The sequence below is a fragment of the Streptosporangium album genome (assembly GCF_014203795.1).
Classification (GTDB): Bacteria; Actinomycetota; Actinomycetes; order Streptosporangiales; family Streptosporangiaceae; genus Streptosporangium; species Streptosporangium album.
This window is the reverse complement of sequence record NZ_JACHJU010000003.1, coordinates 18,777-44,908: the sequence shown is the minus strand read 5'-3', so window position 1 is coordinate 44,908 and position 26,132 is coordinate 18,777. Positions and strand designations below refer to the sequence as shown.

General features: G+C 70.1%; 24 protein-coding genes and 1 pseudogene. 1 reads left to right on the top strand and 24 read right to left on the bottom strand.

Annotation, left to right across the window (positions count from 1 at the left end; all coding sequences use genetic code 11):
- Positions 1 to 7: 7 nt before the first annotated feature.
- From FHR32_RS30050 to FHR32_RS30025, 6 genes are all read right to left on the bottom strand, one after another.
- Positions 8 to 1,003 (bottom strand): DUF8832 domain-containing protein, encoded by a 996-nt coding sequence (locus tag FHR32_RS30050; RefSeq protein WP_184757942.1) that lies wholly within the window; start codon positions 1,001 to 1,003, stop codon positions 8 to 10.
- Positions 1,000 to 1,212, bottom strand: coding sequence for a heavy-metal-associated domain-containing protein (locus FHR32_RS30045; protein WP_184757941.1), 213 nt, complete (start codon positions 1,210 to 1,212; stop codon positions 1,000 to 1,002). Before FHR32_RS30045 ends, FHR32_RS30050 begins: the two co-directional genes overlap by 4 nt.
- A gap of 55 nt (positions 1,213 to 1,267) precedes the next feature.
- Positions 1,268 to 1,549, bottom strand: coding sequence for a metal-sensitive transcriptional regulator (locus FHR32_RS30040; RefSeq protein WP_184758607.1), 282 nt, complete (start codon positions 1,547 to 1,549; stop codon positions 1,268 to 1,270).
- Between the two features lie 137 nt (positions 1,550 to 1,686).
- Positions 1,687 to 3,117, bottom strand: a complete 1,431-nt coding sequence (locus tag FHR32_RS30035) for an MFS transporter (RefSeq protein WP_184757940.1) — start codon at positions 3,115 to 3,117, stop codon at positions 1,687 to 1,689.
- 141 nt (positions 3,118 to 3,258) lie between these two features.
- Positions 3,259 to 3,540: a heavy-metal-associated domain-containing protein gene (locus FHR32_RS30030; protein ID WP_184757939.1), complete on the bottom strand. Its 282-nt coding sequence runs from the start codon at positions 3,538 to 3,540 to the stop codon at positions 3,259 to 3,261.
- A 583-nt stretch (positions 3,541 to 4,123) separates the two neighbouring features.
- The gene (locus FHR32_RS30025; protein WP_184757938.1) at positions 4,124 to 4,744 is read right to left on the bottom strand and encodes a DUF305 domain-containing protein; all 621 of its coding nucleotides are present in this window, start codon (positions 4,742 to 4,744) and stop codon (positions 4,124 to 4,126) included.
- 214 nt (positions 4,745 to 4,958) lie between these two features.
- Between FHR32_RS30025 and FHR32_RS44880 the strand changes: the two are divergent.
- A pseudogene (locus FHR32_RS44880) lies at positions 4,959 to 5,207 on the top strand (transposase); the annotation flags it as partial.
- Positions 5,208 to 5,251: 44 nt separating this feature from the next.
- On the opposite strand, the gene FHR32_RS30015 reads toward FHR32_RS44880, so the two are convergent.
- From FHR32_RS30015 to FHR32_RS29930, 18 genes are all read right to left on the bottom strand, one after another.
- The gene (locus tag FHR32_RS30015) at positions 5,252 to 5,527 is read right to left on the bottom strand and encodes a hypothetical protein (protein ID WP_184757937.1); all 276 of its coding nucleotides are present in this window, start codon (positions 5,525 to 5,527) and stop codon (positions 5,252 to 5,254) included.
- Positions 5,524 to 6,570 carry an ABC transporter ATP-binding protein gene (locus FHR32_RS30010; RefSeq protein WP_246467962.1) on the bottom strand — a complete coding sequence of 349 codons (1,047 nt, stop codon included), beginning with the start codon at positions 6,568 to 6,570 and terminating at the stop codon, positions 5,524 to 5,526. Before FHR32_RS30010 ends, FHR32_RS30015 begins: the two co-directional genes overlap by 4 nt.
- Positions 6,552 to 7,400 (bottom strand): molybdate ABC transporter permease subunit, encoded by an 849-nt coding sequence (modB, locus tag FHR32_RS30005; protein ID WP_184757936.1) that lies wholly within the window; start codon positions 7,398 to 7,400, stop codon positions 6,552 to 6,554. Before modB ends, FHR32_RS30010 begins: the two co-directional genes overlap by 19 nt.
- Positions 7,401 to 7,404: 4 nt before the next feature.
- Complete coding sequence (modA, locus tag FHR32_RS30000; RefSeq protein WP_184757935.1) at positions 7,405 to 8,202, bottom strand: molybdate ABC transporter substrate-binding protein; 798 nt, start codon at positions 8,200 to 8,202, stop codon at positions 7,405 to 7,407.
- Between the two features lie 10 nt (positions 8,203 to 8,212).
- On the bottom strand, positions 8,213 to 8,623 hold the full coding sequence (locus tag FHR32_RS29995; RefSeq protein ID WP_184757934.1) for a TOBE domain-containing protein: 411 nt from the start codon (positions 8,621 to 8,623) through the stop codon (positions 8,213 to 8,215).
- 617 nt (positions 8,624 to 9,240) lie between these two features.
- Entirely contained in the window at positions 9,241 to 10,437 is a 1,197-nt protein-coding gene (locus tag FHR32_RS29990) for a cytochrome P450 (protein WP_184757933.1), read from the bottom strand.
- 346 nt (positions 10,438 to 10,783) lie between these two features.
- Positions 10,784 to 11,578: an alpha/beta fold hydrolase gene (locus FHR32_RS46820; protein ID WP_184757932.1), complete on the bottom strand. Its 795-nt coding sequence runs from the start codon at positions 11,576 to 11,578 to the stop codon at positions 10,784 to 10,786.
- 53 nt (positions 11,579 to 11,631) lie between these two features.
- Complete coding sequence (locus FHR32_RS29980; RefSeq protein WP_312882768.1) at positions 11,632 to 12,603, bottom strand: phosphotriesterase family protein; 972 nt, start codon at positions 12,601 to 12,603, stop codon at positions 11,632 to 11,634.
- The gene (locus FHR32_RS29975; protein WP_221466455.1) at positions 12,590 to 13,426 is read right to left on the bottom strand and encodes an alpha/beta fold hydrolase; all 837 of its coding nucleotides are present in this window, start codon (positions 13,424 to 13,426) and stop codon (positions 12,590 to 12,592) included. Before FHR32_RS29975 ends, FHR32_RS29980 begins: the two co-directional genes overlap by 14 nt.
- Before the next feature lie 113 nt (positions 13,427 to 13,539).
- Positions 13,540 to 14,214, bottom strand: a complete 675-nt coding sequence (locus FHR32_RS29970) for an alpha/beta fold hydrolase (protein WP_184757931.1) — start codon at positions 14,212 to 14,214, stop codon at positions 13,540 to 13,542.
- 76 nt (positions 14,215 to 14,290) lie between these two features.
- Positions 14,291 to 17,002 carry a helix-turn-helix transcriptional regulator gene (locus FHR32_RS29965; protein ID WP_184757930.1) on the bottom strand — a complete coding sequence of 904 codons (2,712 nt, stop codon included), beginning with the start codon at positions 17,000 to 17,002 and terminating at the stop codon, positions 14,291 to 14,293.
- A gap of 109 nt (positions 17,003 to 17,111) precedes the next feature.
- Complete coding sequence (locus tag FHR32_RS29960) at positions 17,112 to 17,792, bottom strand: alpha/beta fold hydrolase (RefSeq protein ID WP_184757929.1); 681 nt, start codon at positions 17,790 to 17,792, stop codon at positions 17,112 to 17,114.
- Positions 17,793 to 17,919: 127 nt separating this feature from the next.
- Positions 17,920 to 19,956 carry a tetratricopeptide repeat protein gene (locus FHR32_RS29955; protein ID WP_184757928.1) on the bottom strand — a complete coding sequence of 679 codons (2,037 nt, stop codon included), beginning with the start codon at positions 19,954 to 19,956 and terminating at the stop codon, positions 17,920 to 17,922.
- Positions 19,957 to 20,329: 373 nt separating this feature from the next.
- The gene (locus FHR32_RS29950) at positions 20,330 to 20,572 is read right to left on the bottom strand and encodes a hypothetical protein (RefSeq protein WP_184757927.1); all 243 of its coding nucleotides are present in this window, start codon (positions 20,570 to 20,572) and stop codon (positions 20,330 to 20,332) included.
- A gap of 78 nt (positions 20,573 to 20,650) precedes the next feature.
- Positions 20,651 to 21,427, bottom strand: a complete 777-nt coding sequence (locus tag FHR32_RS29945; protein ID WP_246467960.1) for an alpha/beta fold hydrolase — start codon at positions 21,425 to 21,427, stop codon at positions 20,651 to 20,653.
- A 378-nt stretch (positions 21,428 to 21,805) separates the two neighbouring features.
- Positions 21,806 to 22,942 carry a DUF3103 family protein gene (locus tag FHR32_RS29940; RefSeq protein WP_221466454.1) on the bottom strand — a complete coding sequence of 379 codons (1,137 nt, stop codon included), beginning with the start codon at positions 22,940 to 22,942 and terminating at the stop codon, positions 21,806 to 21,808.
- 500 nt (positions 22,943 to 23,442) lie between these two features.
- Positions 23,443 to 24,336, bottom strand: a complete 894-nt coding sequence (locus FHR32_RS29935) for a MurR/RpiR family transcriptional regulator (RefSeq protein ID WP_184757925.1) — start codon at positions 24,334 to 24,336, stop codon at positions 23,443 to 23,445.
- A 26-nt stretch (positions 24,337 to 24,362) separates the two neighbouring features.
- Positions 24,363 to 25,910 (bottom strand): glycoside hydrolase family 3 protein, encoded by a 1,548-nt coding sequence (locus tag FHR32_RS29930; protein WP_184757924.1) that lies wholly within the window; start codon positions 25,908 to 25,910, stop codon positions 24,363 to 24,365.
- Positions 25,911 to 26,132 lie beyond the last annotated feature (222 nt).

The following is a 26,132-nucleotide window of genomic DNA, read 5'->3' as shown; positions in this document are numbered from 1 at the left end:
CCAGGTGTCAGTGGTTGTGGTCGCCGTGCGAGGCGGAGATGGATGGCGTGGCCGCCGGCGTCGGACCCGAGGTCGTGGCCGGGCCCGCGGGGGCGGTGAAGTCCGCGGTGCGCACGGTTCCGTTGTGCTGGAAGTCCAGGAAGAGGCGGTAGTCGCCCCGGCTGGGCACCTCAGCGTAGAAGGTGATCTCCGGGCCGGACGGGGTCCTGCCGTCGCCCGGCTCTCCGTCGGGGTGCACGTGCAGGTAGGCCAGATCTCCGGCGCGCAGCGCGACCAGGTGGCCGTAAGCGCCCAGGTAAGGCTGCAGGTCGGTGACCGGCCTGCCGTCCTTGCTCACCTTGAGAGTGAGCTTGCTGGAGGCACCGGGGACCAAGGTCCCGTCCAGCTCTACGGTGTATCCGTCCACGTTCGCGGTACGGCCGGCCGTCGGCAGCGCCTTGGGCTCGTAGTCGCCGGAGGCGTGCAGGTCGGTGCCGAGGGTCAGCCCGGTGCCGCCCTCGGGGGTGAAGTCGGCGAACGCCCGGTAGGCGCCTGCTTCTGGCAGTGTCAGCTTCACCGACCAGACGCCGTCCCCGGCCTCTTCCGGGTGCAGGTGCTGGAAGCTGCCCAGATCGCGGGAGACCACGATGAAGTGCAGTTTCTTGTCGTGTTGCACCTGGTAGCCGGTGACGGGCCGGCCGTCGGGGCCGGTGACGGTGAAGCGGAAGTCGGTCGCCTCGCCCGGTGTGATCGTCGTGGTCTCGGGGGTCAGGGTGTAGCCGTCCTGGGACACTTGAAGCCCTCCGGGGATGGATGCCCCAGCCGCTGCCCGGCTGGGAGCCGGCTGTGCGTGGGCTCCGTGACTGTCGGCCGCTTGGCCGGGGGACGCGGTCGCGTGGAGCAGGTGGCCGTCCGTGGCGGCCGGGGTACCGGTGAAGCCGACCGCGTTGCCGGCGCCGAGAGCTCCGCCGAAGATCACAGCGAGTCCGAGGGCGTAGGCCCCGAGCTTGGCGGGGGTGTTCATGACTGGGCCACCACTTCGTAGCCGGCTTCTACGACCGCGGCTGCGATCGCGGCGGCGTCGACGGGGCCGTCGCTGTCAACGGTGACCAGTCCGGTGGCCAGGTCCGCCTCGACGCCGGTGACGCCGGAAACCTCGCTGACCTCTTCGGTGACCGAGCTGACGCAGTGGCCACAGGTCATGCCCTTGACGGTGTATGTGCTGGTGGCCATGACGGTCACTCCTTATGTGTGTGGATCTGGTTATGTGTGTGGATCTACGGGCTGGTCAGGAACGGACGAGGCGGGCGATGGCGTCGGAGGCTTCCTTGACCTTGGCCTCGGCCTCGGGGCCGCCTTTGGCGGTGGCGTCGGCGACACAGTGCGCCAGGTGCTCTTCCAGGAGGGTGAGGGCGAAGGACTGCAGAGCCCGGTTGGCCGCCGAGACCTGGGTGAGGATGTCGATGCAGTACTTGTCCTCTTCGACCATGCGCTGCAGCCCGCGCGCCTGACCCTCGATCCGGCGTAGCCGCCGGAGGTGGTCCTGCTTGGTTTCGGTATATCCGGCCATTTCTCCCCCGATGATCAGCTTCACATCTATTCTGACACCGTACCCCCCTATGGTATTCGCAATGATTTGGGGAATCGGACGTGCCGGCAAGGAGAGCGGAGGGGGCGTGCTGGGGCACGCCCCCGAACCAAACCGAGTTACGCGCGCGCCGCTTCCTGCGGCGTGCCGGTGTCGGTGACCACCTTTTTCGGCCCGCGCATCAGCAGCAAAGTGAGCACGGCGCCCAGGGCCGCCACCGCACCGGCGCCGATGAAGGCTCCCTGGAAGCCGTCGGTGAGGCGGGGCAGGTTGCCCAGCTCGGCGGCACCCTGGGAGGTGGCGATCGCGGTCATCACGGCCAGGCCGAGGGCCGAGCCGACCTGGTAGGTGGTGTTGACGATGCCCGAGGCCAGACCGCTCTCCTCGGGCCGCACTCCGGACATGGCCGTCATCATCGCCGGGATGTAGGCCAGCGACATGCCGACCGCCGCGATCAGTGACGCGGGCAGCACGTCGGTGGCGAATGCCCCGTCCGGCCGGACCAAGGACAGCCCCGCCACCCCGGCCGCCAGGACCACCAGGCCGATGACGATGAGCGGCTTGGCGCCGAAACGGCCGAGCAGCCGGGCGGTGACGCCGATCATGAAGATCATGATGGCGATGGTCATCGGCAGCAGCGCCGCCCCGCTGGGGAAGGCGCCGTAGCCCAGGACCTGCTGCAGATAGAGGTTGAGGAAGTACCACATCGGGATCCAGGCCGCCCCCAGCAGCGCCATCGCCAGGTTGGCAGTGGCCAGGCCGGGAGTGTGCCAGATACCCAGCGGCATGAGGGGTTCGCGGACGGTGCGCTGGATCACCAGGAATAGCGCCAGCAACGCAACCGCTCCGGCCAACTCCAGCAGCGTCGTGGCCGAACCCCAGCCCTGCTCGGGGGCCTGGACGATGGCATAGACCGCCAGGGCGATGCCGGCGGTGACCGAGACCGCGCCGAGTACGTCGACCGAGCCGCGCCTGCCCTGAACGGCGGGCAGGAGAGCCGGGACCGCGGCCAGGGTGGCCAGGCCGATCGGGATGTAGACGATGAAGACCCACGGCCAGCTCAGGTACTGCGTGATGACACCGCCGAGGAACACTCCGGCGGTGCCGCCGGCGGGTGCGGCGGCGCCGTACAGGGCCATGGCCTTGCCCAGTTCGCGCGGGTTGTGGCTGAAGAGCATCATGAGCAGGGTCATCGAGGCGGGAGCGATGAGCGCGCCGCCGACGCCCTGGACGCCGCGGCCGAGGATCTCGACCCAGGCGTTGCCCGCCGCGGCGGCGACGACGGAACCGGCGATCAGGATGATCCAGCCGGTGACGAAGACCTTGCGGGCGCCGAACAGGTCCGACAGCCGGCCGCCGAGCAGCAGCAGGCCGCCGAAGGCGATGACGTAGGCGTTGAAGACCCACTGCAGGTCGCCTTGGGAGAAGCCGAGGTCGCGCTGCATGTCCGGCAGGGCGACGCCGATGATGGAGGTGTCCATGATGACCATGAACTGTGCGGCGGCGAGCACGATGAGTGCCTGCCACCTGCGTGGATTGACGGCGTTCATGCCGCGCTCCTGATTCCTCGCATCCTCGCCGGGATGGCAGGATGCGTTGTGGGGTTGGGTGTGATTCGAGTCGGACCGGCCCCGCAGGTGGGCGTGCACGCCAATGCACGCCCACCGTCTGTTTTCTCGGGCGACGTCTGTCTAGGAGACGCTGACCGACGAGGCGTCGACCAGTGTGTAGCCTGCCTGCTCCACCGCCGCACGGATCTCCTCGTCGGAGAAGCCGGCTCCGCTGACGGTGACCGCGCCACTGGCCAGGTCGACCTGGACGCCGGTGACGCCGCTGACCTTGCCGACCTCGGTGGAGACCGAGGAGACGCAGTGGCCGCAGGTCATCCCGCTGACCTGGTATGCGGTCCCGCCGCTGGTCTCAACCTGCGCGGAGGTGGTGTCCGCGGTGCCGCACGCACATGCCGTGCACATGAGGTTCTCCTATCGCATGTACCCCGGTGGGGTATCTCGGTCTGTGACTTTAACATACCCCCTGGGGGTTAAATTTCCCGAAGCGGGCCTTGATTTCACAGACGAGTAGGGCTCAGGCGATTCGGCACAGGTGATCAGAGCGGGTGCGCGCGGCACCGTTTCAGCCATCCGGCGGTTCGGAGAAAGGTCCTGATGGGCACCCGAGTCGTCCATGCGCGTCCGCGACCTGGCACGACACAGATTGTGCGCGTTGCGCCGACCTCCGAGCCATGGAGGGGGACAGCGGCGTGTACGTCTCCTGGGAGCAGCCATCGTGCAGTGAGTGCCCAAAGCCTGGGAGGCCATGAGACTCGACTACCGGTGAACGCGCAGTGAGTCGATCGATGAGATGGACGGGGAAGCAGCGGTCGCTCATTCCTCACAGCAGCAAGACAGGCTGACCTGCTCCTCAATGGACCAGCATTTGGCCGGCCTCATGCCGCCAGCGTGGAGGGCTTGAGAGGGACGATGGCGCCGTATACGGATCTTCCCCGATGGGTCCGGCGGCGGGGTGGGCCCGTCTGACGGTCCATGAAACCCTGGATCATAGTTGGTCGAGCAGCTTCTGCATTTCCTCGATCTCCGTCTGCTGAGTGGTCTCGATGGTCTTGACGAGTTCCTTGGTCTGAGGGTTGACCCCCCGCGCCTGTTCCATCTTCGCCATCTTGATCGCGCCTCTGTGGTGGGCGGTCATCATCTCCAGGAACATGCGGTCGAACTCCGTGCCCTCGGCTGCCTGGAGTTTCTTCATGTCCTCACCGGTCATCATCCCGGGCATGCTGTGCTCCTCTCCTCCAGAGGGGGCCGCAGGCTTGCCCCACTCCGACAACCAGCCTGTCATGGTGGCGATCTCCGGCTCCTGAGCGGCCTTTATCCTGGCCGCCAGATCCTTGACCTCCGGGTTCTTGGCACGGGTCTCGGCCAGATTGGCCATGTCCACTGCCTGCTTGTGATGCTCGATCATCATCTGCGCGAACATGACATCCGTGTTGTTGAAGGGCGCGCTCGACCGCTGGCTCGGGGAAGCCGCTGGAGCACTGGTCCCGTTGATGAGACCGGTCGCCATGTCGTTGGTGTTTCCGCAGGCGGTGAGCAACGCGAGCGCGCCGGCTCCCGTCGTGACGGTCAGTGCGAGCCTGCGGGTGGCTGGTCGGTTGATGAACATGGGTGTTGCTCCTTTTCGGATTCTCGACTGCCGCCAGACCTTGCCGTGTGCAGGTCGCGAGGACTTCCCATGTGCGCGCTCGGCTCACAGGGGTTGCGTCCACGGACGTGGTGTGTATGAGTTTCCGCTGGTAGTAGGCGTGGCGTCGTGAAATGAGGACGGCCATCGCGTGATCCTTCAGGTTGCGAAACCAAGATCGAAGGAGAAGAAAGCGATGGCCGTGACCAACAGTGTGGACCCCGCAAGCTGGCTGGCGGAGCAGATTCAGCACGGGGACCCGGATCTGTTGCGATCCATGGTGAAGACCATGGCCGAGACATTGATGTCGGCCGAGGCCGACGGCCTGTGCGGCGCCGACTACGGGACACGGACCGAGGAACGCACCAACCGGCGCAACGGCTACCGCATCCGCGACTGGGACACCCACGACGGCACCGCGGAGCTCGCGATCCCCAAGCTGCGGGGGCGCCGGCGCTGCGGTCCACGAGTCCCCCCGGCGAGTCCATCTCAGGCCTCTGGAAACACACCCTCGTAGGGCCCGCAGCCACAGAGGCAGGCCGGGCCGGGCGAGTCAGCCCAGTGCAGAGCGATGAACGGCTCGGCGTGGCAGGGATGGTGCACGCGTTCGCGGGTGACGCGGTAGCGGGCGCCGACCTCGGGCTCTCCGGGTGAGCGGCGGGGGACCGGCACGGTGAGGGTGCCGATGTCCTGGTCGATGTGGGTGAGCATGCCGTGGCAGGGGCCGCCAAGGCAGATGGCGTTGCGGGGCGGGTGGCCGCTCACGCGGGGTAGGCGTGGGTCTCGGTGGCCTTGACCGCCGCCCAGACCTGCTGGCCGGAGGTCAGGTCGAGGTCGGCCACGGCCGCGGGGGTGACATCGGCCGAGGCGGTGATCGGCCCGTTCAGATGGATGCGGACGTTGTCGCCATGCCGTTCGATGCCCTCGATCCTGGCCCGCCACAGGTTGCGCGGGGTGCCGTCCGGGCGGGTGCGATACAGGGCGACCGCGGCGGGTGAGAAGGCGACGAACGCGGGGCCGTCGAGATGGTCGGCGACGCTGAAGACCACGTCGCCGACGGCCACCCGCCGGCCGGTGGCGATGCCGCGGTAGAGGTTGAGGCCGACCAGGCGGGCGACGTAGTCGGTACGCGGGCGGCGGGCCACTTCGGCCGGGGTGCCCTGCTGGACGACGGCGCCGTCCTCGATGACCACCAGCCGGTCGGCGAGCACCATGGCGTCCAGCGGGTCGTGGGTGACCAGGACGGTGGCGCCGTCGAAGTCGGCGAGGTGGCGGCGGAGCTGGGAACGGATCTCCAAGCGGGTATGGGCGTCCAGGGCGGCCAGGGGCTCGTCCAGCAGCAGCAGCCGTGGCTCCACGGCCAGCGCCCGGGCCAGGGCGACACGCTGGGCCTGGCCACCCGACAGCTGCCGGGGCCTGGAGGCCATGTGGTCGGCCAGGCCGACGCGTTGCAGCCACGCGGTGGCCGTACGGCGCGCGTCGGGCCTGGACGCACCGTGGCAGCGGGGTCCGAAGGCGACGTTCTCCATGGCCGACAGATGCGGAAACAGCAGGTATTCCTGGAAGACCATGCCGATCGGGCGGCGCTCGGTGGCGAGTGCGTGCAGCGGGTCGCCGTCCAGGGTGATGTGGCCGCCCGACAGGGCGGTGAGGCCGGCCAGGGCGCGCAGCGCGGTGGTCTTGCCCGCGCCGTTGGGGCCGAGCAGCGCGACGACCTGTCCCGCGGGGACTTCGAGGTCGACGTCCAGGCGGAAACCGGGCCGGGTGACGACGAGGTGGGCGTGCAGGGTCATGGGCTCTTCGTCCATCTGTCGCGCAGGCTGGCCAGGATGATGACGGAGACGGCCAGCAACACGAGGCTGAGCACGATGGCCGCCTCGGGTTCGGTCTCCAGCGCGAGGTAGACCGCCAGCGGCATGGTCTGGGTCTGGCCGGGGAAATTGCCGGCGAAGGTGATGGTGGCGCCGAACTCGCCCAGTGCGCGGGCCCAGCACAGCACGGCTCCGGCCATGATGCCCGGGGCGACCAGGGGCAGGGTGACGCGGCGGAAGATGATCCAGCGGGAGGCCCCCAGAGTGGCGGCGGCCTCCTCGAAGCGCAGGTCGGCCGCGCGCAGCGCGCCCTCCACGCTGATGACCAGGAACGGCATGGCGACGAAGGCCTCGGCGATCACGACCCCGGCGGTGGTGAACGGCAACGTGACGCCGAAGGTGGCATCCAGCCACTGACCGATCAGGCCACGCCGTCCCAGCACGAGCAGGAGCGCGACGCCGCCCACCACCGGAGGCAGTACCAGAGGGACGGTGATCAGGGCGCGCACCAGGCGCCGGCCGGGGAAGGCGGCGCGGGCCAGCAGCCAGGCCAGCGGCACGCCGAGGAGCAGGCAGACCAGCGTGGCCAGGGTCGCGGTCACCAGCGACAGCCGTAGCGCTTCCAGCACCTGCGGCTCGCTCAGCCTTTCGAGCAAGGTGGGCCACGGGGCGCGGATCAGCAGCCCGGCCAGTGGCAGCACCAGGAAGGCCATGCCGAGCAGGGCGGGCAGGACCAGGACCCAGGGGATGCGGCCCGCGACCCTGCCCGCCGAGCCGGGGCCGCGCTGGGCGCGGCCCCGGCCGGTCGATGCCGAAGACGGTGTCATGCGATCAGGGAGCCTCGAAGCCGGCCTTGGTCAGCACGTCCCTGCCCTGAGGGGAGAGGACCAGGTCGACGAACTGCTTGGCCGGCTCCGGCGCGGGCGCTCCGGACAGGGCCGCGATCGGATAGTCGTTGATCGCCTTGTCGGCCTCGGGGAAGTCGATCCCCTTCACCTTGCCCGCGGCGGCCAGCACGTCGGTCTTGTAGACCAGGGCCGCGTCGACCTCACCGAGCTCGACCTTGGTCAGCGTGGCCTTGACATCCTGCTCCAAGGTGACCGGGGTGACCTTCAGCCCGGCCGCGTCCAGTGCCTTGACCGCCGCAGCTCCGCACGGCACCTGCTCGGCGCACAGGGCGACCTTGACCTTCGGATCGGCCAGATCCCTCAGCCCGTCCACCTTCGCCGGGTTGTCGGCCGGGACGGCGATCTGCAGCTTGTTACGGACGAACGTGACCGGGCCGGAGGCCAGCGAGGCGTCGGCGACGGTCTTCATGGTGGCGGGGCTGGCGGCGGCGAACACGTCCGCCGGGGCGCCCTGGACGATCTGCTGGGCCAGCGTGGCACTGGAACCGAAGTTGAACTTCACCGATGTGCCCGGGTGGGTTGCCTCGAAGGCCTTGCCGAGCTCGGTGAACGTGCCGGTCAACGACGCGGCGGCGAACACCGTCAACGTCGTGTCCCCACCGCCCGGAGAAGCGGCGGCCGCGGGGGCGGCCGAGTCGCCGGATCCGCAACCGGACAGGCCGACGGCCAGCGTGAGGGCGAGCGGGACCGTGACGGCCCACCGGGAAAGACGCCTGAACAACAAGGGCTCCTTACTGACTCACCGTGCGAGCGTGGTCGGGGATCTCCACGACGACGTTGGTGGACTTGATCACGGCGACCGCCACCACCCCCACCTCCAGGCCCAGCTCATCGGCTGCCTGACGGCTCATCAGCGACACCACCCGGTACGGCCCTGCGGCGATCTCCACCTGGGCCATCACCGCATCCTTGATCACTTCGGTCACGATCCCGCGGAAGCGGTTACGCGCCGAAGAATGCCCCGAGCCGTTCTCGGCCTCGATCTGGGAGCGCGCGAACGCGGCCAGATCCGCACCGGCCACCATCCGGTGGCCGTGTTCATCCCGGCGAGCCGGAAGTCGGCCGACGTCGACCCATCGGCGGACGGTGTCGGGGCTGACCCCGAGCAGCGCGGCGGCCTCGCTGATCCGAAACGTCGTCACGAACATTCACCATACCTTCGCATATTCAGGCTTCAATGCCTGGGTTCCATGGCAATCAAGCTGTGATCTACTATTTTTTCATCGAAGTTGCGAGGGTGGGTCGAACGTCCCGTTCCGAGATGGGCGGTCGTCACCGCCCACGCGATCCCTTCCGTTCTGCTTCCCCGGTGCCTGTGGCGGTCGCCGTACGCCTTCGGCCTGGTGCGCGCGCCCGCGACATCGCGGCGGCCTCGTGTCCGGCAGGCCGACCCGTAGCCTCAACTCGTCCGCGACCCCGGCCGGCCCCGCCTGTCCTCCGCCAAGCCGCGGCACGAGGGAAGGAATTCCATGATCGGCGAACTGGCACCCCTGGTGGACGTCCACGCGCACTTCGTGACCGACTTCTACCTCACCGCGGCGAAGGCCGCCGGTCACCTGCTGCCGGACGGGATGAGCGGCTGGCCGAGCTGGGACGCCGCCACCCACCTGGAGCTGATGGACCAGTGGGGCGTGGGCACCGCGATGCTCTCGGTGTCCTCCCCGGGAACTCACTTCGGTGATGACGGAGCCGCCCGCTTCCGCGCGTGCCGAATGTCTGCGGCGTCCACGCGGTCACTCCGTGGGACGGCCGCCCCCGGCTACCACGCCACCTCCAGGGTCGTCAGGCCGTACACGACGTGGAAGGAGCGGAAGTGCGCCTCGGGGGAGACCGCGCGCAGCTCGGGGAAACGCTGGAGCAGGGCGGGGAAGGCGATCCGCATCTCCATGCGCGCCAGCGGCGCGCCCAGGCAGTGGTGCACGCCGTGGCCGAAGGCCACGTGACCGGGGGCGCCCCGCGTGATGTCGAACGCGTCCGGGTCGGGCATGAGCGCGGGGTCGCGGTTGGCGGTGGGCAGCGCGCACATCACCAGCTCTCCGGGCCCGATGGTATGGCCTGCCAGCTCGACCTCCGTGGTGGTCAGCTTGGCCGTGCCGGAGTGGACGATGCTGAGCCAGCGCAGCAGCTCCTCCACCGCGGCGTCGATGCGCTCGGGCTCCTTCCTGAGCAGCTCCAGCTGGTCGGGGTTGCGCAGCAGGGCCAGTGTGCCCAGCCCGAGCATGTTGGAGGTGGTCTCGTGCCCGGCCAGCAGGAGCAGGCTGCCGATGCCGGTGAGCTCGTCCGTCGTCAGGTCGTCGCCGTGTTCGCGCACCAGCATCCCGAGCAGTTCCTCGCCCGGGTCGGCCTGGATGCGGGAGACCAGCTCGCGCATGTACGCGCGCGACTCCTTCTGCACGGCCAGGCGATCCTCGATGGGCGCCGACACGTCGAGCAGCCGGCTGGTCCTGCGCTGGAAGTCCTCCCTGTCGGCGTACGGCACGCCCAGCAGCTCGCAGATCACCAGCGACGGGACCGGCAGCGCGAACGACGACACCAGGTCGGCCGGTGAGCCCGCGTCCTCCATGGCGTCCAGATGCTCCTCGACGATGTGCCTGATCCGCGGTTCCAGCCGTCGCATCCGGCGGATGGTGAACTCCGGCGTCAGCAGCCGGCGCAGCCGGGTGTGCTCGGGAGGGTCGAACGCGAGCAGGTTGCCCGCGCGCATCACGGCGATCTCCTCCTCGCTCATCTCCGGCGCGCCCGGCAGGCGGAAGGCGCCCTGCCGGGCGTTGCTGAACCGTTCCGCGTCACTCAGCACCGCGCGCACGTCCGCGAAGCGGGTGACCAGCCAGGCGTCGACGCCGAACGGCGTGCTGACGCGCCTGACCCCCTCCTCGTCGCGCAGCACCGCCAGCTCCGGATCGGGATCGAACCCCGCTCGCCTCATGTGCAACGGCAGGGTCGGAGACTCGCTCATGCAACCTCTTCCGGGTAGCTCGCCGTTCGGACCGTTTCGACACAGAACGATAACAAGCGATCGCTCAGGAGCAAGTGATCTCCGGGGCTTCGACGGCGCGGCTCTCTCAGCCCCGGCTGACGACAGGTGGAAGGCGGCGATGAGCGGCGTGAGCCCGCCCACCACGGCCGACCCCTGGTAGGCGATGGACAGGCCGGTGTAACGGACGTTGCGCCCGAACAGCTCGGTGAAGAAACCGGCGGAGCCGTCAGCGGCAAGGTCGCGATCGCCGGAGACGGCGCCGACACGGCCACGCCCTCACCGAGACCGCCCAGGCCCTGGGCTCAGCCGCGCGGCGCGTGCCTGATCACGTCGGCTCCGCCGGAGGTGGGGTCGACGTGCGGGAGTCTGCCGCTTGGCCGGCATCGAGGGTGAAGGTGACGATCGCGGAGGTGAAAGCCTCGGGTTCTTCGAGATGCCCCAGATGGCCGCTGCCTTCCAGGGCGACGAACCGGGAGTGGGTGATTCCCTGGTGCAGCATCCGCCCCCACGCGGGCCCGCAGATGAAGTCGTGCTCTCCGCTGATGACCAGGGTGGGTGCGGTGATGTCGCGGAGCCGGTCGCGGTGGTCGAAAGGTGCCTCTCCCGCCCGCATCGGGTCGACCCACGCACGCATGGCAGCCCGCAGGGAGGCCAGGCCGGCCTCGCGGGCCCAGTAGTCGGCGAAGTAAGCAGGCAGTACGGCACGCAGACCCCGGGTGCAGGATTCGTTGTCGGTGGCGGCCAAAATCTGCCGGAAGGCCTGCGGGATGCTGGCGGCCTCGGGCTGGTCGGGGTGACGCTCCGGGAGGCGGTCGAGGTTGCCGAGTGCCTGGTTCCAGAACTCCTCTCCCGTGAGCGGCGAGGTGTCGTACAAGATCAGGCCTGCCAGGGCGGTGGGGTGGTTCAGCGCGTAGCGCTGGGTGACGAATCCGCCGGTGCCGATCGGCTCCAGGTAGACCAGTGTCAGATGCTGCTCCAGGTCCGGCATACGCAGGTACTCCCAGCCCAGCCCGGGGCCGCCCGGGTGGACGAGGCAGAGCGGGCCTGAGCCCGCGACGTGGTAACGCTGCAGGACACCCTGAATGCTCACAGTGTGGGCGCCGGGCGAGGCGAGGCTCACAAGGGTGCTCCTGGAAGTAGGCAGTGCTGCCCCGGGGATTCCCGGGGCAGCACTCAGATGGCGGTGAGGTAGCGGCGCGGGTTGTCGATCAGCATCACGTCGATCTGCTGGTCGGTGACCCCGGCCTGGCGCAGTGCGGGGAGAACGGTGCCGTGGATGTGGGTGTAGTGCCAGTTCGGTGCGATCTGTTCCCGCACGCCGGGCGGGAACCAGTCGATGTGACACGAGGCGTCGTGCGAGAGCATCATCCGCTCGGACAACCCCCGCTCGGCGAGCGTGGCGACGGTGGCCACGCGCTTGTCCTCGGGCAGCAGGATGTCCAGGCCGAACCGGTCCATTCCCACGTACGAGCCGTTGTCGATCAGTTCCTGCAGGTAGTCCAGGTCTGCGGTGTCCCCGCTGTGCCCGATCACCACTGCGCCGAGGTCGGCCCCTTCCTCCATCAGGACCTGCTGCGCCAGCAGTCCGGTGCGCCTGGCCGGGTTGGTGTGCACGGTGATCGGCGCTCCGGTGCGTTTGTGGGTTTCGGCCACCGCCCGGAGTACGCGTTCGACTCCGGGAGTCAGGTCCCCTTCCAGTGCGCATTTGAGGAAGGCGGCCTTGACCTGCGTTCCGGCGATGCCCTCGGTCAGATCCTGGACGAACATCGACACCATCTGCTCATCACCGCCGAGCAGCGTTCCCGGGCCGTGGTACTGGAAGAAGTGCGGGACGTCGCCGTAGGTGTAGATCCCGGTGGCTACGATGATGTTGATGTCGACCAGGGCGTTGACCTTGGCGATGCGGGCGACGTCGCGGCCCAGGCCGATCACCGTCGGGTCGGCGATCGTGTCCACACCGACCTGCTTCAACGCCGTGAGCTTGCTCACCGCCTCGGCGATCCGCTCGTCCTCCTGCCACAGGTGCGGGTAGTTGAGCTGGATCTCCGGCGTCGTCACGAACACGTGCTCGTGCATCAGGACCGTCTTCAGTTCGGCGACGGGCACCCGTCCGCGCACGGTCTCCACCCATTCAGTCGACGGCACGAGCAGCCTCTTGGATGACGCGGGTCACCACGCTCGGCTGGCTGATCATCGGGACGTGCGAGGTGGCCACCTCGGTGATGCGAGCGCGGGCGCGCTTGAAGAAGAAGCGCTGGAGCGCGGGCGGGATGGCCTTGTCCTGGGTGGACATCACTGCCCAGGAGGGGATGGTGCGCCAGGCGGCGCCCTTGGTCTTGTCGGTGTAGGAAGAGGCGGCGAACGGACGCTGGCCGGCCTGCATGAGACGGGTGGTGGAGGCGGGCAGGTCGGCGGCGAAGGTGCTGCGGAACTTGTCCGGCTTGAGGTACAGATCGATGCCGGTGCTGCCGTCCGCGTTGGTGAAAGGCACCTCCCGGATGCTGTCGGGGATCTGGCTGGTGGGGTACTTCGCGAACAGCTCGGCGAGGGTCTCGCCCTCGTCGGGCACCATGCCGGCGACGTAGACCAGCGCCTTGACGTTGGAGATCCCGACGGCGGCGTTCGTGATCACGGCTCCGCCGTACGAATGACCGACCAGCACGATCGGCCCTTCGATCGACTTCAGGACGCTGGCGATGTACGGCGCGTCGGTCGGCAGGCCGCGCAGCGGGTTGGCCGGCGCCACGACCGGATAGCCCTTCTCCTGGAGCCTGGGGATCACGCCGTTCCAGCCGGAGGCGTCGGCGAACCCGCCGTGCACCAAGACGATCGTGGGCTTGGCCGTAGCGGAGGCCTCATCGTGCGCGGCGGCCGCGGACGCGGACGGCACGGTGAGGAGCGCGGCGGCCAGGCCGCCGGCAGCGACGGCGAGCACCATACGGCGCGGCAAGGCGGAACGAGCGTGCATGTCTGTCTCCAGTGGGAGTCGGTGGGGAAAGCTGTGGACCCCGGTAACGGCGCTCGACCTGTACGACACGGCCTCGCAGGTCGAGCGCCGCCATTGGTGCGCCAGGCGGGTCGTCAGGCGGCGGCCTGGCGGATGAGGTCGGCGGCCGCGGCGGGCTGCGACAGGTAGACCGAGTGGCTGCCCGGCGTCTCCGCGACGGTCGCCCCGGCGCGCTGTGCCATGGCGTGCTGGGCGGGCGGCGGGATCATCCGGTCGTCGGTCGCCACCAGGTACCAGGACGGCTTGGTGCGCCACGCGGGTTCGGTGACCGCGCCGCCGAGGGCGTCCACGCCCCAGGGGACCTGCGAGTCGGCCATGAACGCCGCCTGGTCGGCGGGCAGGTCCCCCGCGAACGACGTGGCGAACTTGTCCCGGTCGAGGAGGAGGAATCCGTTCACCGGGGGCAGGATCGGCGGGACGGGCGCCCCGGGCGGCGGGTCGGCGATGAGCGTGTTGACCGACTCGCCCTTGTCGGGGGCGAACGCGGCGATGTACGCGAGTGCCGCGACGTTGGGGTGGGTGCCGGCCTCGCTGATGACGACGCCGCCGTAGGAGTGGCCCACGAGTACGGCGGGGCCGTCGAGCGAGTCCAGGACCTGGCGGGTCGCGGCGACGTCACCGTCGAGCGACAGCGTCGGGTTCTGCACGACCGACACTCGGAAGCCGTCGGCGACGAGCAGGTCGTAGACGGCCTGCCAGCCGGAGCCGTCGACGAAGCCGCCGTGGACGAGCACGATGTTGCGGATCATGTCGCTCCTCTGCGAAGGGAGAAGGGATGGTGGAGCGCTTCTCACGGTAGGAATCGGGCGCCTGGCTTCGCGTACGTCAAATGATGTAATCGCCCTCCCGCGCGGTCATGAGACGGCTCAGCTCGCCGCGCGTGGTGATGCCGAGCTTGGGGAAGATGCGCGACAGGTGCGTGCTGACCGTGCGGGGCGAGACGAACAGCCGCTGGCCGATGTCGCGGTTGGTCAGGCCGTCCGCGACGAGTTGCGCGATCTGGAGCTCTTGGGCGGTGAGCCGGTCGCGGGTGTCGTGCTTGCGGCGGATTCGCTCGCCGCTCGCGCGCAGCTCGCGCAGCGCACGCTCCGACCAGGGCACCGCACCGAGGGCGTCGAACGCCTCGGCCGCCGCGCGCAGCGGCGCCCTGGCCTCGGCGGCGCGACGCTGGCGGCGCAGCCACGCGCCCCACGCGTACCGCAGTCGCGCCCGTTCGAACGGCCAGCCGACCAGGTCGTCACGGAGCGCCTGCGTGAACAGCTCCTCGGCGCTCTCGTCGGGCGCGGTGACGGCTCTGACGTAGGCGAGGGCGACCTGCCCGACCGGTGACCCGCTCTCCTCGATCAGCGGGGCCAACTCGTCGGCGACCCCGCGCAGCTCCGCTTGCCGTCCGCTGAGTAGCGCCGCCTCCGCCAGATGCGGCAGCGCCCACAGCCGCACGTACTGGTGGTAGCTGACCTCGCTCGGGTTGAAGATCGGGCGCAGCGCGTCCCAGGCCGCGTCGAAGGTCCCGTCCGCCAGCCCGGCGGCCCCCCGCGCGAGCTGCACCAGGGACAGCATCGGGTACGCGCCCGCCGACAGGAACGCCCGTTCTACCTGCCCGGCGAGATCGCGCGCGACGTCCGTCGCGCCGCGCAACGCGTGGATCTCGGCCGATGCGGCGTCCACGGTGAGCACCCACTGCGGCTGCCTGGTCTCCGAGGCCAGCGCCCTGGCCTCGGCGGCGGCGATGCTCCCGAGCCGGGTGTCGCCGAGCCGTGCCGCTGACGTCGCCTGCCCGACGAGCGAATGCGCGAGCGACCCGAACGGCCCCCGCGCCCGCATCCCCGCGCTCGCCTCCGCGTACAGCCGGGCGCCCAGCGGGAACGCCCCGACCGCGTTCGCCGCCCCGCCCAGCAGTTGCAGGTTGTGCGGGCTGACCCAGCTCGCCCTGCTCAGCGCATCGAGCTGGACGAGTATCTGCCTGCCACGCTCGACGGGGGTGATCATCGCGAGCGACGAGACGACCTGCGGGTCGTCCTGGGGTACGGCCAGCCGTTCGATCGCGGCGAGTACAGGCGCGCGGCTCTCCCGCGTCGGGTTGGAAAAGTACCAGCGCATACTGACCCCGGCCAGCCAGCGCAGCGCGAACGCCGAGCCGTCACGTGCGCGCATCTCGTCGAGGAACTCGCCGAGATCGGACAGCCGGTCCACGCCGGTCCACACGAAATGCAGGGCGAGGTCGCGGAAGTAGGTGAGCCTTGACCGGTCGATCGGAGCGAGATCGGCGTCCTCCGCGCGGCCGACGAGGCGCTCCAGGGCGGCGCGGTCGCCGAGGCCGAAGGCCATGATGGCCGCGTCGACCAGCCGCGCACCCCGGAGGGCCGGGTCCGCGGTGAGGTAGGCGGCGCGCTCCTGAGCTTCCAGCGCACGCCCCGACGCGCCCCTGCCTTCGGCGCGCAGCGCGGCGGCGGCGAGCCCGGCGGCGACGTTGTCGTCATAGGACGCCGCGGCGGCCGCTCGGTGCCAGATCCTGCGGTCGTCGTCATCGGGCAGGGCGGCGGCGAGCGCGGCGTGTGCCTCGCGTAACAGGTCGGCCCCGGCCGCCTGGACGATCGCCGACCTGATCAGCGGGTGCCGGAACCTGACGCGCGCGGCGTCGGTCACGACCAGCCCTGCCCGGGTAGCGGGGGCCAGCGCGGACGCCCCGATCGGCGTGCCCGCCAGCAGGGACGCGGCCCGCGTGTTCTCCTCGATCGCGTCGTCCTCGTTGAGGGCGGCGACGAGCGCCAGGGTTCTGGTGTCGGCGGGTAGCGCGGCAAGCGCCTGGGCGAACGCGCGCTCCAGCCGCTCAGTCAGAGGCAGCCTGCTCGACGCGAGCATCTCCTGGTCGTGCCGGGACGCCATCGCGGCGAACTCCATCAGTGCGAGCGGGTTGCCCGCCGCCTCCGCCAGCACGCGGGCGCGCAGCGCGATGCCCAGGTCTGGCGCGACCCGCGCCAGCAGTTCCGCCGCCGCTTGATCGGTCAGCGGCGGCACCGTCAGCGCGGGCAGGCCCGACGCGGCGAGCCTGGCCTGCGCGTCGGCGTCGTCGCGCAGGGTCGTCAGGAATATGACAGCGTCCGAGCGCAACCGGCGGCCGACGAACGCGAGCGCCTCCCAGCTCGGCTCGTCCAGCCAGTGCGCGTCCTCGACGGCGAGTATCACAGGCGAGTCTCCCGCCAGCGCGGACAACCGATGCAGCACGGACATCGCGGCGCGCAGTGGCCCGCCGTCGAGGTCGCCGGGCACGAGCCCGGTTCCCGCGAGCAGCCTGCGCAGACCCTCGTAGGGGACCTGGCCTTCGGCGGATACGCCGGTCACGGTCAGCACGCGCGCGCCCCTGGCCGTGGCCTCGGCCATGGCGGCCTCGAGCAACGCTGACTTGCCGACGCCCGCCGCGCCGCTCAACACGAGCGCGCCGCCACCGTCCTTCGCGCCATCCAGCAGCGTCAACAGGTCGCGCAGTTCGGAGTCTCGTCCTATGAGGGCGGGCATTGCCACGAGAACGATGCTCACACCGCACCCCTTGTAATGTCCGGCCGGTGATCGTCAGCCGGGCCTCGCCGGCCGCGGTTGGACGGTCCCGCCGCGACCTGCGCGAGCACCTCGCTCGTGACAGCTGCCATCAGGCTGCGGCCTGGCGGATGAGGTTGGCGACCGTGGCGGGCTGGGAGACGTAGACGGCGTGGCTGCCGACGGCTTCGACGACGAACGCTCCGGCGCGTTCGGCCATGGCGCGCTGGGCGGGCGGCGGGATCATGTGATCCTCGGTGGCCACGAGGTACCAGCTGGGCTTGTGCCGCCAGGCCGGCTCGGTGACCGCCCCGCCGAGGGCGTCCACGCCCCAGGGGACCTGCGCGTCGGCCATGAACGCGGCCAGCCGCGCGGGCAGGTCGGCGGCGAACGCGCCGTGGAACCTGTCACGGTCGAGGAACAGGAAGCCGTCGCGCGGGGGCAGGATCGGCGGTACCGGCGCCCCGGGCGGCGGGTCGGCGATGAGCGTGCTGACCGACTCGCCCTTGTCGGGGGCGAACGCGGCGATGTACGCGAGCGCGGCCACGTTGGGGTGGGTGCCGGCCTCACTGATGACGGCCCCGCCGTAGGAGTGGCCGACGAGGACGGCCGGGCCGTCGAGCGCATCCAGGACCTGGCGGGTCGCGGCGACGTCACCCTCCAGCGACAGCGTCGGGTTCTGCACGATCCGGACGTGGAAGCCGTCCTTGGCCAGGTCGTCGTAGATGCCCTGCCAGCCGGACCCGTCCACGAAGCCGCCGTGCACCAGCACGATGTTCCGGATGGTCGTCATGGTCGCTCCTTACCCGGATTGGACAGGCCCGATGCCTGTCCGATGTGCCCCCATTCAAGTCGCGTGGAAGATCACGAACCATGCAGAACAGCACGCAGAAGTACTGCGGAAACCGGCACTCGGCAGCTCAGTGCGGAGCGGTCGCCAGGTCGCGGCAGCGGCCGGCCGCCTCCGTGTCGCCGATCGCCTCGAACACCTCGGCCGCACGTGCGTAGGCTTGGCGGCTTTCGCCGGTCCGGCCCTCGTCGGCTAGCAAGGCCGCCAGTGTCTCCAGGGAGCGGGCCTGCGGGACGGGCAACTGAGCCTGCTCCATGAGGCTGATCGCCTCGGTGAGCTTGATGATCGCTTCGGTCCGGTGGCCGAGCAATCCCAGACATTCGCCGACGCGAGCAAGCGCGATCGGGCGGGTGAACGCCGCGATGCTCGGCGTCATCCCCGACCGGTCGTCGTTCAGCAGGGCCCACAAGTCGAGGTACTGCTCCAGTGCCTCGGCGTAGTGTCCGGCGTCGCGAAGGCAGGTGCCGAGGGCGCCGAGACACTGGCAGTACGCATCGATGTCGCCGTTGGCCTTGAACATCTCCGCGGCCTGGGTTTCCGACGCAGTGGCCTCATCGAGCCGTCCGAGCCTTCGAAGCGCGCCTCCCGTGTTGTGGTGGGCCCAGGCAATCTGCGCCGTGGCGCCACTGCGGGTGGCGAGGTCCATCGCCTGGGCTGTGTACCGCAGTGTGGTCTCCGGGTCGTCTCGCGGCACCAGATGGACCCAGGCCAGCGAGTTCAGCTGCGTGGCCTGCCGGGCCGGATCGCCCAGGGCAGCGGCGGCCTCGGCACCGAGGGTGAAGACCTCGTGCCAGTGCGGCGCGTGCATCCACCGGTCGGAGAACCAGTACATCGACTCGGCGCAGTCGAGGACGGCGGAGTGCCGGCCGCCGCTCGCTGCCGTCCGCAACGCACCCAGCCAGTTGTCCACATTCACGCGCAGCCAGTGGCCGGCCTCCTCCGGGGAGGACAGGTCGGCGAGGTCGGCGTCGAAGTCCCGGCCGGGCACGAGGGAAAGCCTGCGGAAGACCCGCCGCGCGAGCACCGCGAGCTGCTCATAGGACATCCCAAACGCGGTCGCGACCTTGAGGTCGCCGGCTCTGAGCTGATCGAGGCGCCGCTCCTTGTCCGCCAGCCGGTCGGCGAATTCGGCGGCTGGCCAGGCAGGCCGGCTAACCAGCCGATTCCCGACGATCCGCAAGGCTAGGGGTAGACCGCTACAGAACTGGGCAAGCTCGCTGATCGCCGCTCCGCCGTCCGAGGAACCACGCTTCGCCACAATCCCGGTCAGCAGCTCAGCCGCTTCCACCGGCGGCAGCGGGCCGAGACTCAGCCTGTGCACCCCCTCCAGACCGGCCAGCAGCCGCCGGCTGGTCACGAGTGCTCTGCTGGGGCCGCCACCGGGGAGGATCGGGCGTATCTGCTCTTCCGACCCGGCGTTGTCGAGCACGACCAGGACCCGCCGCTGCCGTAACAGCGACCGGTATAACGACGCGCGCTCCAGCAGGTCGTGGGGCATCAGCCGATCTGCGGTGCCGAGCGCGCGCAGCAGGTGCATCAGGGCGTCATCGACGGTGAGGGGCCGGGGGGACATGCCGAACAGGTCGACGAAGAGCACCCCGTCCGGGAAGCTCGGCCGCAGGACATGGGCGGCGCGCACGGCGAACGTGGTCTTGCCCAGACCCGCCGCGCCGGTGATGAGCGCGACGCCGGCGGCACCCGGCGCATCGCCGGCGCGCACGAAGTCGTCGGTCCAGGCCAGCTCGGTGGCACGGCCGGTGAAGTCGTCAACCGATCGCGGCAGCTCACACAGACCGGTCGGACGCGTCCAGTGATCCCGCAGCCGACCGTCTCTGGCCAGGTCGATGAACTGCTTACGGTCGTCCTCCCCAAGCGAGAGCGCCTGCGCCAAAGCGGTGACGGTCCGGTGCTGAGGTCCTGTGCTGCGTCCGCGCTCCATGTCCGACAAGGTCCGGGCACTGACCCCGGATGCTTCGGCGAGCTGTTCCAGCGTGAGACGTGCCGCGTGCCGATACTGACGCAGCGATTCCGCGAAGCTGGTTGGGGTGATGATGGACCGCTCCTTCTCCGCGCCCCTGGTGGAGGCAGCTCCGAGCTTACGGGCCAAGGTTGTGGAGCCCAAGAGCCGCGAAGATCTTGCCCGCGGTCGGTGATTGTCAGGCCTCGGGAGTCCCGCGCCGACCCCTCTAAGGCCCTCAACCAACGCCGGCAGCCGCTGTCACCGAACCGTCGTCGAGATCGCCTCTAGCGCCAGAACCCGGACCGATCATTCTCGGAGGCCGGCTCACGCCGCCGCCAGCGTCGGCGGTAGGGGTGATGCTGACGCTGGTGAAGCCGAAGGCCGCGGGAACCTCTCGCGCTCGGCAGTGGTCAGGTGCCGTTGACATAGCCGACGTCCTGCCCGGCTGCCGCCCGTGTCGGGGCTGGCCGTAGCTGGCGGAGCCTGTCGCCGCGGTGCGGTGAGGGTTCAAAGGTCGTGGTCAGACGGGTGCGCGTTCGGTGAACACGTTCCTCAGCTCCTCCGTCAGCGTATGGAGGATCCCGGGCAGGTCCGGCTGCCCCGGCTCCCCGACCCGGCGCGCGAAGGCGACCTTGAACACGGCGATTCCCGTTTCGGCCGTCAGGCTCGCGGCCGGCTCGGAGACCCCGCGGCCGCGCAGCGCCTCCGCCATCGCCGCGGCCAGCGCGGCGAGTTTGGTCAGCTCGCGTTCCCGTAGTTCCACGTTCGCCGATACGACGGCGTCGCGCAGTCTGACCCGCTGTTTGGGACCTTCCCGGTGTGTGTTGTCACCATGTTCGAGTCAGCGGTGGGCGACTTGTTCTGCGAATGCCTGTGGGTTGTCGAGCATGATGTTGTGACCGGCATCCGGGATGGTTACGACCCGTACACCGGCGGCTTCCAGTTCCGATCTTCCGGTTAGCGGCTGGGACAGCGCCCCAACCAGGAACGTCCGCGGGATTGGCAGCGCCATCAGTAGCTTCCGGGCGGTCGGGCTGGTTCCGGCGCGTAGTCCGAACGCGCTGCGGTGCAGCGCTGTGGGATCGGCAAGGCGCATAGTCGCGGCCCACAATGGTCCGACCTGGTCCAGGATCTGGGCCATCCCGCCGGTGGTGAACTCGGCCTCGGTGAAGCTGGTGATACCGACGTTACCCGGCGCAGGTGGGGGCACTGGGTCGAGGGTGGCCTCGGCCAGGATCAGCCGGGACACCAGGTCCGGTCGTCGGCTTGCCAGTGCGATCGTGACGGCGCCGCCCATGCTGTGGCCGATGACCTCGGCGTCGCTGATGCCGGCGCTGTCCAGCGCCCGGGCAAGCGCGTCGGCGTGATCGTCAAGTCGGTAGCTGAAGTTCGCCGGACGGTCACTGAGCCCGAAGCCCAGCAGGTCCATCATCAATGTGCGTCGACCCGCCAGGGGCGGCAGGGTCATCGTGTGGGTGAAGTACGCCGCCGCCTGCGCCCCAGCTCCGTGGACGCACACCCGGACCGGTCCGGAGCCGGCGATTTCTACCCATCGGATCCGCGAACCATCAGGGCCAACTACCGCGTCCCGCATCTTTTCCCGCTCCTCAGTCGGCAACTGGCGGAGTATAGCTTCTGGGGTTGACCGCCGGTTCTGGATTCGAGATCGCGGTGACAACGATCATTGACCGCCGCAGTCAAGCGGCGAGATGAGCCGGCCGCTCGACCAGTCGTCCGGAGTCGCGCGGTGGCGTGGGTATCGACGGCAGCGAGCCGGTCCTTGGGGCGGTAGCTGGACTCCGGTACCTGCTCAGGTGACCGCGGCCGGCGGTCGGATCCGCCAAGTTCGCACCTGCCGTCCGGCCTTCACATCCCCGATCGTGTAGTTACGCGGGTCTTGTAATGATCAGTCCCTGTCTCTCCTGGAAGCTCCGGGAGAGACAGGGACTGATCGCCGGCTGCCCGTCCCGGTGCGTCCGGAAGAAGCGGCCGTCGGTTAGAGCGCGGACACCCAGTAGGGAGCCACGTCGATCCAGCCATTGGCGGCGGCACCGTAGAGGCGACCACTGCTGGTGGTGGACAGCGTGTACCAGGAGTCGACGTAGTCCGGGTCGTCGGTCCACCATGAGGTCGGGATGGCGGAGATGATCGCGCTGACCAGCGGGGTGTAGGCGCCGCCGTCCACGATCGTGAGCAGCGCGGTGGCGATGGCCTGGGCAAGTTGCTGGTAGTTGGTGTCGCCGTCGTCCTCCATCATGACGACGTCGGCCAGGTTGTACTTGTAGGCCGAGAAGTGCACGAGGAGTTGGTTGGGGTAGTAGGTGGTGCCGTCGTCGTCGAGGTAGGGCATCTGCACGATGTTGACGGTGGGTGTGCCGTCGAGGCCGAAGCCGCCGACGACGCTGTAAATCTCGGCGGCGCCCTTGACCCAGGGCTCCTTGTCGTCGGACAGCCGGATGGCGTTGACCTTGGTGGCCCAGTACCCGCCGGCCGCCAGGGTCGTGGCGGGCTCCGCGTCCACGACGCCGCGGGCGGCCAGTGCGTCCCGCATGACCTTCAGTCCCATCGGCAGGGCCTTGGCGACGTCGACCTCCACCACGAGAACGGGCCTCCGGGGCACCTTGACCGGGTCAAGCAGGACCTTCCCGCCGAGCGGGTCGTATGCGGTTACCGCGGTCGGTTCGTCGTCGCTGGGTGCCGCCGCGACCAGGGGCACCTCGCCACGCGCCAGAGCCGCGCGCATGTCCGGGTGCGCCAGCCGCACCTGCAGCACCGAGCCGCCGGTCGCGGGGAGTCCCTTGGCCGCCAGCGCGGCCAGGTTGGCGGTGCGCGCGGCCTTACCGAGACCTGTGCCGGGCTCAAGCGTCAGCACGTCGGCCGGCCCGGACGCGGTCGCCGACACGGTGCGGTCCCGGACGGCCCGATCGGCCAGAGCGGCGGCGACCTGGCCGGCGAGGCGGTCGGTGATGGCGAACACCTTGCTCGGGGCCGCCGCGGTGGGCCCGGCCTGGGACGGGGGCGTGGCCGAGGAGGGGGTGCCGGCCGGGGTGGCCTCGGCGGTGCCGGTGGTGAAGGTGAGTGATAAGGCGAGTGCGGCTACCGTGGCGAGGGCGGCGTTGAGGACTCGGGTCACGAGCCTTCTCCTTCTATCTCGGGGCTCCGGCCAGGGATGTCCTGGTCGCGGACGGGGTGGCGAGACAGATGGAGAGTGGCAACTCCTGACAAATAGGGAAATGTAAAGGGTTGTCGATTTGTCAGATCCGCTTTGGTGGATCTTGTCGCTGCCCCCGGCAGGCACCTGGTGAGCTGGGATGATTGCGCGGGGGGCGGCGGAGTGCCGGGCCGGATCGCGTCGAACGGCGCGTGAAGATCTCGTTAACCGGCAACGCTTCACGCCTCCTGGTGCCTGGTTGTCCCCGCCGGTAGAAGACGGTGGCCAGGAGCAACAGAGGCGAGAACCCGATATCTCATGCCCCGTCATGTATGTCTCCGGACGGAGGTTCGATATCGGGTGACGGACGTTCGGGGGCGGAGCCACGGCATGAACGACGGGACGGCAGCCCTGCTCTTCGACCGGCCCGGGCCCGCCCCTGACGGGCCTGGGGTTCCGTCCAGGGCCTTACTCCGAGGTGGTTACTTGTTCCGGCGGCGGGTGTCGGCCATGAACGCGTCGAGCGCGCCCCGGGTGGCCCGCAGCGCCGCGTCCGAGGTCTCGAACGTGCGTTGGGCGATGCCGACGAAGATGCAGTCCACGATCAGGAGCTGACTGATCCGGCTGGCCAGCGCGCCGGGGCGGAACGCGGTCTCCCGGCCGGCCGAGACCAGGACGTGGTCGGCGAGCTCGGCCAGCGAGGAGCGCGGATTGTTGGTGATCGCCACCGTGGTCGCGCCCCCCTCACGCGCGAGGTGCATGGGCGCGAGCACGTCGGGGGTCTCGCCGGTGCAGCTCACCCCGACCGTGACGTCGCCCTGAGCGGCCAGCGCCGCGCTGGTCAGCGCCATGTGCGCGTCGGTGAAGGCGTGGCTGGACCGGCCGATCCGCATCAGCTTCTGCGCCATGTCGACCGCCACGAGGCCGGAGGCGCCGACCCCGTAGACGTCCACCCGGCGGGCGGCGGTCATGGCCTCCACCACGGCGCCCAGCCGGTCGGGGTTGAGCTGGGCCGCGGTGTCGGCCAGCGCCTCGGACTCGGCCCGGGTCACCTTCGCGATCACGTCGGTGAGCGGGTCGTCGGGTCCCAGGTCGCCGGGGACGAGCCGCTCGGGCTCCTCCCGGGCCACCGCCGCGGCCAGGGCGAACCGCAGCTGGGAGTAACCGGCGAAGCCCAGCGCCCTGGCGGTGCGCACGATCGTGGCCTCGCTCGTCCCGGAGACCGCGCTGAAATCGGTGATGGTGCTGCGGGCCACCATCGCCGGGTCGTCGAGGATGAGGCGGGCGATGGCCTGCGCTGCGGGGGTGAGCGAGGGCAGGACCGCCCTCACCGTGGCCACCAGGTTCACGGGGGTGGGGCCATCGTGATCGTTCATGCGTACCTCTTCTGTCGTGAGAAAGCCTATTGGCCGCCGACCAGCCATAGTGCGGCAGCGCGGGCCGAAACCCGTGAAATACCGTGTGTGGCGATGTAGACCGCCCCGGTGGGCTCGCCCGGCAGTCCGGTCTCGACCACGATCGCGTCGGGGCGCAGCCGTACGGCCTGTGCCAGCAGGTCCTGGACCCACGGGTGGCGGGGGGCGTCGTGCACCACCAGGACGAGCGGACGTCCGTCCTCGGGGATGTCGGGAAGCTTGGCCGTCTCGGCGGTGACGGTCTGCCCGACGGTGCCCGGCAGCAGCTCGGTCAGGGCGCCGATCAGACCGGTGGGGACGCCGGGATCGATCGCCAGGTTCAGTCGCGGGGCGATGTCGACGACCAGTGGCGGCCGCGAGACCGCGGGGGTGTGCGGGGCGTTCCCCACGGGCCGGGTGTCCTGCTCCTGCCCGGAAGGGGACGCCGTGCGATCGGCCGCGACGACCACGCGCATGGCGGCGCGGGCGGCCTCCATGCCGAGATCCGCGCCCTCGACGGTGTCCCGCGGTGCCTCCGCCCTCCGCGCGGGGTTCTCCGCGTGCCAGGCGGCCAGGGCGAGCACGCGTGCCGCCGCCTGGGCGAGGCGTTCCTCGGACAGCCTCCCCTCCCGCACGGCCGCCACGATCGCGTCGCGCAGCGCGTAGACGCTCCCCCCGTCCGGGGAGGACGTGCCGACGCAGATCGCGTCCACCCCCGCGGCCAGCGCGCGGACGGCGATCTCGCCCGGCGGGTGCAGCGCGGCGACGGCGCCCATCTCGATCGCGTCGGTGACCAGCAGCCCGTCGAAACCCATCTCCTCGCGGAGCAGGCCGGTCAGGATCCGCCTGCTCAGCGTGGCCGGGTTGCCGGGATCGAGCGAGGGCACCAGCAGGTGGCCGCACATCACGGCCTGGACGCCGGCCCGCACCGCCGCGTGGAACGGCGGCAGGTCGCGCTCCCGGAGGAGGTCCAGGGAGGCGTGCACGGTCGGCAGGGCGTGATGGGAGTCGGTGACGGTGTCGCCGTGGCCGGGGAAGTGCTTGGCGCAGGCCGCCACCCCGGTGCTCTGCAGGCCCGCGATCCAGGCCACGCTCTGCCGGGAGACGAGCTCGGGGCCGGGGCCGAAGGAGCGGATGCCGATCACCGGGTTGGCCGGGTTGGCGTTGACGTCCACCACGGGGGCGTAGTCCAGGGTGATGTCGGCGGCGGCGAGGAGAAGACCGATCTCGCGGGCGACCCGCTCGGTCCGGCCGGTGTCGTCGGCCACGCCGAGCGCCCGGTTGCCCGGCCAGGAACTACCGGTCCTGGCCTCCAGCCGGGTGACCGCCCCGCCCTCCTCGTCCACCGCGACCACCACGGCGGGGTTCTCCCGCCGCAGCCCGGCGACGAGCTCGGCCGTCTGCGCCCGGTCCGTGAGGTTGCGGGCGAACAGCACGGCGCCGCCGAGGCCGTCGGCCAGTGCCCGGCGCAGCCAGTCGGGCGGCGCGGTGCCGTCGAATCCGGGCTGAAGCACGGTCATGGCCAGCCGGGCCAGATGAGGGCTGCTGTGGGACATGGGTGGCACCTTCTCGCCGGGGACGTCTTCGGGCAGGTTACACATCAATGACACTTTCTTTCATCATCATTGCTTCGAAAGTAAATTTCTGCCATTCTCGCCGTCGAGACCCCCGTGACCTCTCCTGACCGGCTCCATGCGCTTGACGGCATCCGGCCCGCGGCTCCGTCGCCCCGCGGCCCCAAGCGGCCGGAAACGGTCAGAGGTGCAACACCCCCCTTG